Source organism: Geobacillus subterraneus (assembly GCF_001618685.1).
Classification (GTDB): Bacteria; Bacillota; Bacilli; order Bacillales; family Anoxybacillaceae; genus Geobacillus; species Geobacillus subterraneus.
In genome coordinates this window covers 96,711-110,617 of record NZ_CP014342.1, presented here as the reverse complement: position 1 = coordinate 110,617, position 13,907 = coordinate 96,711, and the positions used below count along the sequence as shown (strand labels likewise).

Here is a 13,907-nt window from a genome sequence, read left to right as displayed (position 1 = left end):
ATCAAATGAAGGAGTGGCAACGATGTCGTTTCGCTTTCATCCAAAAATCGCCGCTTGGCTCGTGGTGTTCCTTGCTTTCACTTTGCGCCTTTTCGCTTTATGGACGTACGGGCTGCATTTGACGCTTGACAGCGACGATATGGGATATGTCCGCAGTGCGAAACAGCTGCTTGAGACGGGCATGCTTACGTATCATCGCCCCGATGAGCCGACCGTCCACATTATGCCGGGCATGCCGCTGTTGCTGGCGGCGTTGTTTTTCGTATTCGGTACAGGAGATGTCGGCCTGTATGCAGCGAAACTCGTTATGATCGCCTTTGGCACCGGAAGCGTCTATTTGATTTATTTGCTCGGGAACGACCTCGGCCGCCCGTGGGCGGGTGTGATCGCCGCCCTCGGCACCGCGTTGTTTATCCCTTTGATCGAAACCGACAATTTAACGCTGACCGAGGCGCCGTTTTTGTTCGGCTTCCTGTTGTTCATCCGTTTCGCCATTCGCCTTGGCCGCCATCGGCACATGGCCGATTTTTATAAGCTGTTGGCCGCCTATTTGTTTTGTCTGTTTTTCCGGCCGACGATCGCCCTCGTTCCGTTCGCGCTGCTCGCGTATTTTTTGCTCATTCGCTACCCGCTTCGGCTCGCAATCAAGCAAGCGGCCATAGCGGCCGTACTTGTCGTTCTCGCGTTAAGTCCATGGTGGGTGCGAAACTACATGCATTACGGGGAGTTCATCCCGCTGACCGGAAGCTCCGGCGACCCGCTCTTGCTTGGTACATATCAAGGGTACGGCTATCGGTACGGCCCATCGTATAAAGAAGTCGTCAATACGATCGAAACACAACATCCTACCATGACCCATTATGAAAAAGAAAAGGTGAAAAAAGCGATCGCCATCGAGCGAATCAAAACGTGGTATCGCGCCAACCCGAAACAATGGTGGGAGAGCTATACGATCAAAAAAGCAAAAACACAATGGGAACAGCCATTCTATTGGATCGAAATTTTCGGCGTTTCGAAGCAAGAAATGACCGCCTGGCACCAGCGCATCATCCGTCTGGCGTTTGCCTCTGCTTTGTTCGCCCTGTTTACCTTGAAACGGCAGCGGCGCGAGCTATTGTTTTTCCTTTTGCTCATCGCTTACTTTACGGCATTAAACAATGTCTTTTTCGCCTACCCGAGATACAATCTCCCCTTAATGCCGATTTTGTTTTTATGGATCGGGCTGTTTCTCTCTTCGATCGCATGGCGTCCAAACCGCAAAAAAGCTGCCTCTCCGTAACAGCGGAAGAGGCAGCTTTTGATTACGGCTGCAATAACTGTTCAAACTGACGAAGCGAAATCCGTGGATACACCCATTGCCGTTTTAACTCAAACACTGGATCTCCAGGATAAACGGTCCCTTTTTTCGTCGTAAACGCCATGGTAAACCCCGCTTGTTGCACCATATCGACGACTCGTTCGTTATAAGCGCCAAACGGATATGCGAGGGCCGTCGCCCCGATTTTTTCTTTGCTTGCCAGTAAATCAGCCATCACTTCTTCATACGGCTTAAACAGTAAATACGGGCCATATTTTTTATCCGACAAGTGAAAATGGCTCGTATGGCTTTCAAACGTAATGATATCGCGCATTTGGGCGATTTCTTGTTTGCTTAAAAACTGCAAGCCTGTCGGGTCGAACGGTTGCGGGGATGGACGCATTCTCCCTGTAATCATAAACACCGTTGCCCGAAAGCCGTACTGCTTAAGCAATGGATACGCATATATGTACGTTGACTTCAACCCGTCATCAAACGTAATGAGCACCGACTTCGGCGGCAGCAATCGTTCCTTTCGCACATACGCAAGCAGCAGATCCGGAGTAATCGCCGTATAGCCGTTCTCTTTTAAGTATGTCATTTCGTTGAAAAACTGGCTGAACAGAACCGTTGTTGTCGAACGAAACAGCGGTTCATCGGAATCATCCAATATATGATGATACAACAACACCGGCACACCGTGATCCTTTTCCGTCACATGCTTATAAATGTATCCGTCCCGCCCGCCGAATTCAATCAAATAAAACAAGGCGGTCTCGGCTTTGATCGGATAACGGACTCCAGGCTGGATGGAACCGATCGCCTGTTTCTTTCCGTTTTGAAAACTATACACTTGCGCTTCTCGCGTCGTTATCACACTTTTTCGCAGCCGATCCGGTCCGCGGGTGAACGCATACGGGCGCCCAAGCTTCGCTTCGTCCTTTTTAACCATCCCTTTGACAAACCCGTATTGGATGAAAAAATAGTGTTCATTTTCATCAATGACTTCAAATACCCTGTCGCTATACATCGTTCCAACTCGTTGCACCTCATTCGCCACATAGGCGTATACCGGCGCCGATGCTCCTTTGGATTGAATAAATAAGGGGACCGTCGTTGCCGCTTGCCCGCTTTTTTCCCATCCGAAAAGCAGAAAAAGAAAAAAAGCAAGCCAAACGAACCGATACCTCAAAGATCCATCCCTCCATTTCTCTATTATTTCTATTTGACTATGACTCTGTCCCTACCATTTTATCACCAAATTTCCCACTGAAAAAACCAATCTAGCAAAAAATGTCCAATCGTGACATATCGACTTTATTTATACTAAAATATGATTATGCCTACAACGATTGATGGAGGAATAGACGAAATGATTTACCGAAGTCATCCGTGGAAGGAATTGCTTCACCCGAACATCGCTTTTTGGCAGCTAAAAGAAGCGGAACGGGTGAAACGCATCATCCCGATCCTTTTGCTTTTTCTGTTCTTCTCTGCTGTTCTTTCCTTTGTCCGCGCTTATATCGGCGTCGGGACAGAAGAGTTGGCCAAACATCTTCCCCAGTATACCGATGAGCAGCGGACGCTGCTGCACTTGTTGTTTGCTGCCGGACACATCGTAGGCGGGATGGTCGTTCCACTGCTCTTTTTCTTCATCAGTTCGCTTGTGTTTTACGCCTTGTTTGAGGAAACCGATTTGGCGAAACTGATCGCCGCCCAGCTTCCTGTTTGGCTCATTTTTCTCATAGGAGAAACGGCGTTGCTTCTATTAGAGTGGGCGTTTGGCCTTGATCCGCTGGTCTCGCCGTTTTCGCTCGGCGTCTGGGGACCTTATTTGACGGACGACCGACTCGTATGGGCGCTGCTGCGATCCGTCTCACTGTTTTCCGTTTGGGCTGTCTATATCCAAGTGGTTGCCTTGCGCATCCTCACAGACCAATCGATCGGCCGCATCACTGCGACAGTCATCGCCGTTGATCTCGTGCTCGCCTTTTTCGCGGCCGTCTGTACGGAATTTCCATTTGAATGGTTCCCATCGTGAAAGGAGAGGTCACCATGAAACGAGCGTTGACCACCGTCTTGGCCATCGGCCTCATCGGCGTCCAGTTTTACGTAGCGTTCGCCGATGACAGCCGTGTGCCCAAATCGGCTTACGCGAACGAATGGACGAAACCAACACAACAAAACGTGCAAGAAACGATCAAAACAACGGGCTTTACCGCCCCAGCAGAGCGGACATTCATCTATTACGACCCGCAGCGCGGCGCCATCGATGACATTCTCGTGAAAAAAGGGCAAACCGTCCAGCCCGGCACCCCGCTGTTGCGCTACCGCACAGACGCCATCGACCGTGAGCTGGCCCAGCTCACGTCGAAGCAACAACAACTAAGCATGCGGCTTAGCCAACTGTCCGAAGAGATCCAAAACTATCAGTCCATGGCCGCTGCCGCGCCAGAAAACAGCTTCGAAAAACAGCAATGGGAAGAAAAAGCAACAGAAGCGGAACGCGAAAAAACCGAATTACAGTGGCAGCAACAACAATATGAACAAGAACGGACCGAACTGCTTAAACAAAAAGAGGAACAAACAGTCGAAAGCACGATGGACGGCATCGTCGAAGCCATCGATCCGAATCCATCGAACCCGTCCCGCCCGCTGATCACGATCGCATCTCATACGATCGTCATTCAAGGAAAAATCACCGAGTCGCTCGTCGGGAAGCTCGCCATCGACCAAACCGCCACGATCCGCCTTCCGAACGAAGCGAACGAACTAAGCGGCACCGTGAGCGATATCGGCCCATTTCCGATCAACGAGCCAAGCTTCCGGCAACAAAGCGAATATCCGTTCACTGTAAAACTGATTGAACAAGCCGAACGTGCTCCTAAGCCGCAACCATCGATGCCATTCGGCTACCATGTCGACATCACGATCGTGACAAAAGAAAAAAATGGGGCGATCACCATTCCTACTAAAGCCGTATGGCGCGAAAACAACCAAGCATTCGTCTATCTCATCCGCAACGGCCAGCTTGACAAGCGGCGCGTCACCTTAGGAATGAAACAAGGCAACCGCCAAGAGATCGAACAAGGTTTGACAGGAGAGGAATACGTCATCACCCGCTCGAGCCGCGACCTCAAACAAGGAATGAACGTATGGATGCCGCTCGAGATCACCAAGCTATCGAAAGAAACGATCCAACAAGTGCGGAAACGGGACATGGCGAAGTATTTTTTAGAAGGGGTTTTCAGGGCGTTTTAAGTGGACAAAGACAAACCAGACCCGAGAGCGAGGTGAGCGCTCTCGGGTCCTTGTTTTGAAAAAATCGCATGGAGCTATTGTATTTTAGAAATCAGAACACGCAACACTGCCATGGATTTAGGCCCCTTTATGGAATTAGTTTGGCATTTTTCAAAAATCCGTAAAGAATTTTCGCCATTTGTCCCCTTGTGACACTCTCATTTGGCCCAAAATCTCCACTCCCTTTTCCATGGACGATGCCTGCTTGATAGATTGTTTCAACGGCCTCTTTCGCCCAGTCTCCGATTCGTCCTTGATCTTTAAAGTCAGCTAGTGTTTTCTTCCGATCGAGTTGGGCAAAATCGTATTGGACAAACGGGAGCTTCATCGCTCGTTCAATCATCACTGCCGCCTGTGCCCGAGTAATTGGTTCATCCGGCCCAAACGTGCCATTTCTTTTTCCTTGAATAATGCCGTATTGTACGGCTGCCATCCATTCCCCGGTGCGGGCAAACCATTCTTCCCCTTTTACATCTTTAAACCGCCCATCATAGACGCCGCTAGGTAAACCGAGTGCGCGGGCAAGGAGCACGGCGAACTGGGCACGTGTCATCTCAGCATTTGGTGCATAAGTGGTAACCGAAATTCCTTTAACCATTTGTTTGGCGGCTAACGTTTCGATGTATTGCCTTGCCCAGTGGGTTGTCGTGTCCCTAAATGACGCGGACCCCTCTACTACGACGTACGTGGAGTTCGTCAGCGATTTTATGACCGCTTTATTACCAGCAAACAAGGTTGGCACAGCGGTTACTGTTCCATCTTCATGCAGACGAACGGCAACTGCCCGCGTTGGCTGGAACGCCTTTTGCACTGTCACTTCACGCTCTACATATTGGGTAAATCGGTCAATATTTTTTTCCTTTCCTCCTGCAGAGGCTATTACATGAAATATCACGGCATCGGATACAACATTAAACGGCAAAGTCGGCGCTTCAGTGACCGTCATTCCTATTGTAATATTGATCTTCCCGATATCAACACCAAAGTCTTTGGCCACATCTGAAAGCAGTGTTGGGATCTCGGCAACTGGAAGTTTATACGTCACCTTGTCCGTTTCAGCTACAATCACCGCACGGCTCACTTTTTTGCTCGCCTGTTGGAAGAAGGACGCAGGGACAACAATGTTCACGTTCTCCCCTTTTTCGATCTTGCCGACTGAGACGACGATTTCTTTTTCCCGCTCTGATAAGTGACGAATCATATTGTCGACATCCCGAGCTGAAATCGATGCTGTTTTTTCAGTCACTTTGCCACTCTGCTCTTTCGTTTCGATAGCGGGCTTCACAATCACTTTGCCGTCTTCCACTTTCACCGGCACCCCTTCTCCATCCGTCGGCACTCCGTTTTCAGGTGCTGTGCCCCCCGGTGTCGTTCCACTTCCAGGCATTCCCCCGTTGGAAGGCGGCAACGACAGCGTTCCTTCACGCAACTGCTTCGTCTCCAAATTTAGCACGTAATCTTTCGTATTTTTCGCAATGGCTCCACCGTCGTTTTTGAACACGGCTGCTTTGCTTTCCGCTGACGGTTCGATATGGATCGCCACTTCTTTTTGCTGCGGAGCCGGCGTAAAGGTGTAGACAAATGCCATCTGATCATTGATCGGCACCCGCTCGCCATTGATCGTCAAAACACCGTTTTTAATGGCATTGCCCTTGATCGTCACTTGACTCCCTTGTTTTTGCACCTCTTCGATGACCACCGGCATATCAATCCAGCGCAAAATGCGGTCTTCCACAACCATCGTATTGTTTCCTTCATTGTGAACGGTCACTTTCAAATCCGTGCCGATCGAGCCGTATCCATAATAACTGACATCATCATCCCCATTGTCTGCGGGCGTATGATCAGCCAGTCCTTCCTGATCCCACGACCCGCCTTTCACATACTTATACGTGATCGTTTCCCCTTCTTGCACTTCAGTTGTAAATTGCCAATCAGGCGTCACCGCTCCGTTGCGCGACATTTCCCATGCCCCTGTGTTCCAGCCATTCAAACTGTTCGGAATCGTAATTCGGGCATCTAACGGCGTATAGTCTGGGGCTTTGACTTTAAAAATGACTTTCACCATCACAATGTCCGGCTTCACTTTGACCGTGTTGGACGCGGTGACATTTCCAGCGCGGTCATACAGCTTGACAACGTACGCATACTCGGTGCCGTTTTCGACCCCGTAATCAACGAACGATGTGCTGATGGATGTCGTCATATGAATGACTGTTCCATTGCGTTCGATGACTAGCAAGTATGCATCCGCATCATCTTTTCCGACAAACTGCCATGACAAATGAACTTGCCCTGACTCAACAGGCGGCGGCGTCAGCTCAATCGCCTCGGCCGGCGCTTTTTGGTCGCTGGAGTCGGCCGCAAACGTCACTTGTTTGGCTTCCGTATACACCCAATCCTCGCCAAGGTTGGTCGTCAGCGCGTAGCGATACGTATACGTCCCTGCCACAAGCGGGGTGAAGGCGGCACGGAACACATTAGCGTCGCCATCTTGCCCTTGGTAAACCGCTCTATATTCTTTCCATGCTTCGTCATGCGGCCCTTTCACTTGCAGCACCGCTTGCAATCCATCGGCTGCTCCTTTGCTTGTCACACCGTCGATGTTCACTTTGACATCGATTTGTTGCGGCTGGGACAAATCGAGTGTGGCATCGCTTAACGTGGTCACGAACTGGACATTGTCGCTCGTCAGCGGATAATGAGGAACGACGCGATTCGTTTCCACCTTTGGCGACTCATTCCCGTTCTCATCGACGGCGGTAACGGCAAAGTAATACGCGGTCCCGTTCGCCAACGAATCGATCGTCACGGAAGTCCCGTTCGTTTCCGCCGCTAACGTATAACCAGCCCCTTGAATGGTTGATTGGTACACCCGATACTTCGACGCTTGCCCTTCCCAAGTAAGCGTCACGCAACCAACCACGGCGCTCGCCTGCAAATTCGTGACCGCCGCCGGTTTTTCCACAGTTACCGTTCCAAACATCATCCGCCCATCCATCGCCGGAACAGTGACCTTCAATGTTCCGCCGGCGACTGCGGCCGTTACGCCGTCATGCAACTCATCCGTCAGCACGGTGCCGTTCGGAAGCAAAGAAGCGACATCCAATGTCACCGTTTTGTCCGCATCACCGCGGTTGACGGCAATGAGCGACACTTCCTTTCCGTACTGGCGGGCAAAGACGTATACATCCCCTTGCGCATACAACGTCTTGATGTCGCCATGGGCCAACAGCGTTTGATGGTGCTGGCGAATTTGACCGACTTTCCGATAGTGCGCCAACAGATTTTGATCTTCTTTACCCCACGGATACGTACGACGGTTGTCCGGATCTTTGGAGCCGCTTACCCCTGCTTCATCGCCGTAGTGAACTACCCCCACTTAATTTTCTAGCGAAAATTTGAAGTGGGGGCTTCCAAAGAAGTTTGACTGCTTCAAGCAATCCTTATTCTTTGAGGCGTGTCCACTTCGCCGCTAGAGCATAAGACACTCAGGTCTACAGCTTTACTTTTCTTTAAGATGTTTAATGCGCCATTGACATCAGCATTAATTAGTTTGCCAGACTTTGTTCGATACAAGCCGCGCTTAATACGTTTGCCGCTGAACTTATATTCTTTTGGATTGTCGGCATTATATTCAGGAATCTCATCGCCGTCAAAAAAGCTGGCTTGAGACGTATATGATTCTTCCTGTTTCAAGAATTCAATGCCGTAAAATTCACAAAGATATTCTATATAAGTTGCAATAAAGATTTTCCGATTGTTCGATTCTGTTTTCCTTCATAACAAGTCATTTTGATAGAATGCGGTGGGCGCTCTACTGGATGTAAAACAAAGTTTCAACTTATATAGTTTTTCTTTTATGTTACCGAGAGGAATATTGACAAAGTTTTGATTTGTCTTTTTTCCTAGATTAATATTGCGTTGCCATGTTTCCGCATAGCCAATGACAAGTTTGCCAATTTGATTTTCAATACAGTAGTTAATGATGTAACGGCAAGTCTTGTTGATATAATCATTCACTTTATTATTGCGATTCATAGCAAGCAACGCCTGTTTACGAGTCGTGCCTTTGATTTTTTGCTTATCTTTTATGCTTTGAAGTCTGGCATTTTCTTTGTTAAACCATTGATTTATACTTTTTAATCTCCGCCCATCAATGATGAATGATCTGCCGTCTGATGTGACACAAGTGGCAAAATTGTTTAATCCTAAATCAATTGCCAGTGCTTTTTGGTCATTTAATTCTCTTTGATCTTCAGGCATTTCATATTTGTACTGAATCTCAAAGAACCTGGCATGATGCTTAGGAATGATTTCAATCTGCTTAATCTTTTTGTCCAGTAACACAGGCGGAATCGTTATCGTGATAGGTTTGTGAGTCTTTTTAAATAGGCGAGAATACGGTATCGTGAATTTGTTGCCGTCTATACGAATCTGGCCAATGATCAGTGAATGAAAGCCATCTTTTTTAAGATATTTTGGAATACTGATAGCCTTGTGGTCATATTTTCCTTGTTTGGCAAGACTGATCAAACCAAAGAAAGATTTAAAGGCTTCATTAACCTTTTTTAAAATTTGCTGTGCCATGTTGCTGTTTAACAGCTTATAGTTTTCGTTAGTTTTTGCAAGATGATCGTTTTTCTCATAATTAAGAAATTCCTTGTGTTCAAAATAGTATTGTCTGACATTGTACAATCCGACGTTGTACATGTTCTTGGCAATATGGCACAGTTCTCGAAGAGTCAAGTATTCTTCTTTGGTCAAACCATTTAGCTGTTGTTTGATACAAAAATACATGTTTTCACCTCCCATCTAACTATATAAGTTGCAATTTTGTTTTACATGGCATTGTTCGCTCTTCTTGCCACCGTGCCAGCTTGTTAGGTGATAAAGTAAAGACGGACATGGAGGTCGGAATTTCTTTATTACAACCTATATATATGATACTATATTTTACTGAATCTATCCTATTTTCAGCAAAATATAGTTAAGGCGATTCATCTCCCACTTACTCCGCTTCGCTTCGTTGAAGTGGGAGTCTTCTCGCCTAATTAAGATAAATCGTCGGCGCCCCCGGATATCCCATCTGCAAAATCGCCGCTAGCTTGAGCCGCTTTTTTCCAAGTTCTTCATTATAATTCGGATCAAACTCCGCCCGCTCGAATGAATCCGTTCCGTTCCCAAGCAGAAAGACCGCCCGCGCCGTGTCATGCGAACCGATCAAATTCATCAGCGCATAAAACGCTTCGCTCGGGTAGTCTTCCCTTATGGCCGTCAGTCGCTGATCGGCCTCTTCTGCATTCCCATTTCGCAAAAAGTCAAGCACCGCCCCGCGGAACCGGTAGTTCATCACGGAATCGTACTGATCGCCTAGAAAATATTTCGATGCGTCATCCCAAATTTCCCCTAAAATGAGCGGCTGCTCCCCTTCTTTTAACGTCGGGCCGCGGTCGTACGATCCTTGAAGCAGCTCTTGACGAAACTCGCGCCAAAACGCCGCATCCACCTCGTTGGCCACATCGAGCCGCCACCCAGAGGCGCCGCGGGCCATCCAGCTTTTCGCGACCGAATCCGATTCGCGGAAAATGTAGTTCGCGAGCTCATCGTTGTTTAATTCACTCGGATACGATACCTTCTCCCCTATCACGGACTTAAACTCAGGCAAGCTGTCATAGCCCCACCATGACTGATACTTATAACGACCATCGACTTTTTCGTTTTCAATATTGAACCAAAGATGAAACCCATACGGGCTGAACGTTTGCCCTTGTTGTTTGAACTTCTCTTCCGCCTGTTTCCGCGCTTCCTCCTCGCTCAATCCTTTTTCGTTCATCAAATCGTACACCGCTTCCCAATATTCATAGGCGCCGACCGTCGGATAACGGTGATAGCGGTCAAAGTAAATCGAATCATCAGAGACGTGGTTAAACACCCCGTCTAAGATAAGATGCATCCCTCGTTGCGCCAGTTCCTGAACAAATGCCTGAAACTCTTCCGGCGACCCGAACATCGGATCGAGTTCTTTGTAATTGCTTGCGTCGTATTTATGGTTCGAGGGCGCCGTGGCGATCGGGTTTAAGTAAATCGTGTTCACCCCAAGCGACTGCAAATAATCCAACTTCTGTCTAATTCCGGCGATGTCGCCGCCGAAAAAGTCGTTCGACCATTCGCCGTCGCCATCGTAGCCGCTCGTCCCTTTCAAGCGCGGATTATCGGGCAACTCCGACCAAGCGCGATGTTCAATCGGCTGTGTGCCGCGCGCCCGCTGCTTGCTGTTGTCGTTGGAAGGATTGCCGTTGAAGAACCGATCCGGGAAAATTTGATACACCACCGCTTCTTTCATCCAGTCGGGCGTCCTGTAATCCGGATCATACACCGTCAGTTGAAACAGCTCCGCGCGGCTGTCCACCGCTTTCCCCCATTGCCCTTCTTGCGTATCTTCGCCGTATTCCACTTTCGTTCCGGCGTCTTGCGCTATAAATTTATACCCGTACACCCCTGAGGCAGAAGGGGTGAACGCCACCTCCCAATATTCATCGTCCCCGAGCACGCCGACTTTTTCCATCGTGTAGACGTTAGCCGTGCCGGTCGTCGTATTTTTCACATACACATCCGCTTTCGTCAAATCGCCTTTTTTCGCCGCTAAGCGAAGCGTCACCTTCGTTCCCGCTTTCACCGCCCCAAACGGCTGGCGGTACAGCGCATCCCATGTGTTATGCTTGAGCCGCTCTTTTTGAACGATTCCATCTGAACCTTGCGGGCGGTAATCGGTATAGACCTCTTTCGTCTTCGCATTGAAAAAGAACGTGATAGTCGAAGGCTCCAACACGTTTAACCGTGCATTGTCTTGCGGATAGTTTTCATCCCAATTGGTTCCAAGCACGATTTTGTACTCATAAGATCCTTTCGGCACCTGCGCCGTCAACGCATAAACGGAGTCAAAATCATCATCCTTGAGGAAGGCCGTCGATGTGGCCGGAGTCCAACCATTATTGTCTGTCTCATAACCGATGGCTGGCAATACGGTTCCGACCAGACGTGGCTGTTTTTCCTTTGGAATCAGCGCATACCAAGTCGAGTCAGCGATGGCATGAGTGCGGTCATGGTAGTAAAACGTTACCTTTGTCGGCTCGTTCAATGTCAATGTAAGATTCCCGCCGTTGCGCCCACCAGCACCGTAGTTTTCATCCCAGCTGCCGTTGATGGCGATTTTGTACTCATACGTCCCCGCCGGCAACGTTCCCGTTAATGTATAAAGGCCGTCGCCTTCATCATGCATCACGGTCGCTGCAGCCGACGGATCCCATTCCTTCGTATGCCCCAACTCATCCTGCAGCGTCCCGACAAGCGTGACCGTTCGCTCAGGAGAGCCAGCCGCACTGACAACTGGCTGCCCCTTCCCATTCCCGTAAGCAGCAGCCGAACAGAACGGGGAAAGAACCAGCCACACGGCCGTCAAAATCCATCCTATCCTCCTTCTCCTCCACGCTTTCAAAACCGGGACACCTCGCTTTTTCCCCATTCTCTTCCCAAATCCCTTCTCCCCTTTCTGTTTTATGCTAACGTTTGCACAAATAGATTAAGGAAAACGTTTTCCTCAACCTCATATTATAAGAATCGACTAAATATTTCAACATGTTTTTTAAAAAAGAAAAATACTGACTTATTTGTTGAAATTCTATTGTAGAAAACGCTTTCAACATTCACTATAATGTTAGACATACTTGAATACATCGCTACCTTCCTTGTCTTTTTTGCGCAATCGTTTCCCTAATGGTTATTCCACAGATGCCCCAAGCCAATGTAATAAGGAAAAGGAGGAGAGTATGTCATGAAAGCGTTTCAAAAATTAGGCCGAAAAGCGATGGTATGGCTCATCACCTGCTGGCTCGCCCTTTCGTTCTTCGGCGGCCCAACGCCATCGGCTGATGCCGCTCCTTTGAACGGCACGATGATGCAGTATTTTGAGTGGATCGTGTTTGGTCCATCACGCCCACATTCTCGCGTTTACGGGAGAGAGCTACCGCTTGCGGCACGCGCTTTCTGCCGTTCAGTCGCCCCCTTCTCACTCGGTTGAACGATAAATTCATGGAGCAGGCGAGCCTATGTATTTTTTCTTGCAATTCTCTGCACTTTTTGCTTGCAAAAAACACTTTTTTGTATAACGCCTTGATTTTTTTCCGTGTTGAGCGATCATGTCACACAGTTTGAAAAGGAGATGGATAGCTAAGTCTCAGAACCCCATAAGGCTTGAAATCAATCCATCCCCCACTCCTTGATCATACTCATCGCCTTCTATTCGCTCAATTCCTTTTTCTGTTTTCGATAGAGCCATTCTCGCATGGCAAACATGACCGTAGAGCTGATCAATAAGGCAATCAACGTTCCATACAAGTGGCACTGAAAGCGAGTCCCTTTCATCCGTTTGAATCGATGAATGTGAAACAGGGATTTCCATGTTTTAACGATCACCTCAATTTGCCAGCGAAGAGAATACAGCGTATGAATGTCATGCTAAGTCTTTCACACAAAGGTCTCCTTCTTGAATGGTCGATCGAAGGGACGCTCCGTAGGCGGCGTCATGACGACGAGCATCCCCGACGTCCACATGGAGAAACTTCCCTTCTAGCCATTCATATTCTAACTGAATTTTCACCCCAGGCCCCGTACATCCCTCGTAAATCCCTTGGACCTCTGGAGGCAGTTGAAACGACGTGGAATCGAGAATGCGAATCCGGCGAAACAGCGAATGTCTTTGACACACGTGACGGGCCTCCTGCGTCTGATGAATAAGCGGTTTTTCGAACACCGCTTTGAGGAAACTCACTGCTTTTTCATGAAACCGTTGATTGAGCCCTTTCGCACTCAGAGAGGTGTTTTGCTTAAGAGCTAGAGCACTGCAGAGCCACACCAATGATTTTTGACCGCCTCCTTCCTGGAGAAATGTGCAAAGTGCCACGAAATCATGGGCGCGCAACTTCCCCTTTCGTTGAATAAATGGATGATCTTGGGCCATCTGTTCCCGTTCTTCGCACGATAACACGCTTGGTAAACCCTCTAAAAAACAATGCCCTTCCTCTTGGAGAGATGAGGACGTCTTCAAAAAAACCACCCTTTCTAAGACATGATGAAGTCTTCAAAAGGATGGTCAAATGAGGCATAGATTTATTCCTGTTTTCTTAACTTGATGGCTATGATGGGCACCTGAATGCTACCTAAAAACGGTTCACGCATGTTCTATTCGATTGGCAAATTCCACTCGACAAGCGACTCCATATACGCAGCATGTCTCACCAACGGCAACATC

At 48.5% G+C, this 13,907-nt stretch carries 6 protein-coding genes and 4 pseudogenes; 4 read left to right on the top strand and 6 right to left on the bottom strand.

The window, feature by feature from the left end:
* The first annotated feature begins 22 nt into the window (after positions 1-22).
* Complete coding sequence (locus GS3922_RS00450) at positions 23-1,279, top strand: ArnT family glycosyltransferase (protein WP_063164712.1); 1,257 nt, start codon at positions 23-25, stop codon at positions 1,277-1,279.
* Positions 1,280-1,301: 22 nt separating this feature from the next.
* Here the strand turns inward: GS3922_RS00450 and GS3922_RS00445 are convergent, their stop codons facing one another.
* Positions 1,302-2,489: a polysaccharide deacetylase family protein gene (locus GS3922_RS00445; protein WP_082816508.1), complete on the bottom strand. Its 1,188-nt coding sequence runs from the start codon at positions 2,487-2,489 to the stop codon at positions 1,302-1,304.
* A 180-nt stretch (positions 2,490-2,669) separates the two neighbouring features.
* Here GS3922_RS00445 and GS3922_RS00440 point away from each other — a divergent pair, with 180 nt between their 5' ends.
* A complete protein-coding gene (locus GS3922_RS00440; RefSeq protein ID WP_063164711.1) occupies positions 2,670-3,338 on the top strand; it encodes a hypothetical protein in 669 nt (222 codons plus the stop codon).
* A gap of 14 nt (positions 3,339-3,352) precedes the next feature.
* Positions 3,353-4,558, top strand: coding sequence for an efflux RND transporter periplasmic adaptor subunit (locus GS3922_RS00435; RefSeq protein ID WP_063164710.1), 1,206 nt, complete (start codon positions 3,353-3,355; stop codon positions 4,556-4,558).
* Between the two features lie 127 nt (positions 4,559-4,685).
* On the opposite strand, the gene GS3922_RS17480 is transcribed toward GS3922_RS00435, so the two are convergent.
* The 4 genes and pseudogenes from GS3922_RS17480 to GS3922_RS00420 form a co-directional block, all read right to left on the bottom strand.
* Complete coding sequence (locus GS3922_RS17480; RefSeq protein ID WP_089134971.1) at positions 4,686-7,880, bottom strand: S-layer homology domain-containing protein; 3,195 nt, start codon at positions 7,878-7,880, stop codon at positions 4,686-4,688.
* 152 nt (positions 7,881-8,032) lie between these two features.
* Positions 8,033-8,329: pseudogene (locus tag GS3922_RS16945) on the bottom strand (zinc ribbon domain-containing protein); the annotation flags it as partial.
* A gap of 117 nt (positions 8,330-8,446) precedes the next feature.
* A pseudogene (locus tag GS3922_RS00425) lies at positions 8,447-9,397 on the bottom strand (RNA-guided endonuclease InsQ/TnpB family protein); the annotation flags it as partial.
* A 250-nt stretch (positions 9,398-9,647) separates the two neighbouring features.
* Positions 9,648-12,059 (bottom strand): pullulanase X25 domain-containing protein, encoded by a 2,412-nt coding sequence (locus GS3922_RS00420; RefSeq protein ID WP_413229263.1) that lies wholly within the window; start codon positions 12,057-12,059, stop codon positions 9,648-9,650.
* Between the two features lie 520 nt (positions 12,060-12,579).
* Here GS3922_RS00420 and GS3922_RS18415 point away from each other — a divergent pair.
* Positions 12,580-12,684 (top strand): annotated as a pseudogene (locus GS3922_RS18415) (ATP-binding protein); the annotation flags it as partial.
* A 2-nt stretch (positions 12,685-12,686) separates the two neighbouring features.
* Here GS3922_RS18415 and GS3922_RS00410 read toward each other — a convergent pair.
* A pseudogene (locus GS3922_RS00410) lies at positions 12,687-13,616 on the bottom strand (IS4 family transposase).
* Positions 13,617-13,907 lie beyond the last annotated feature (291 nt).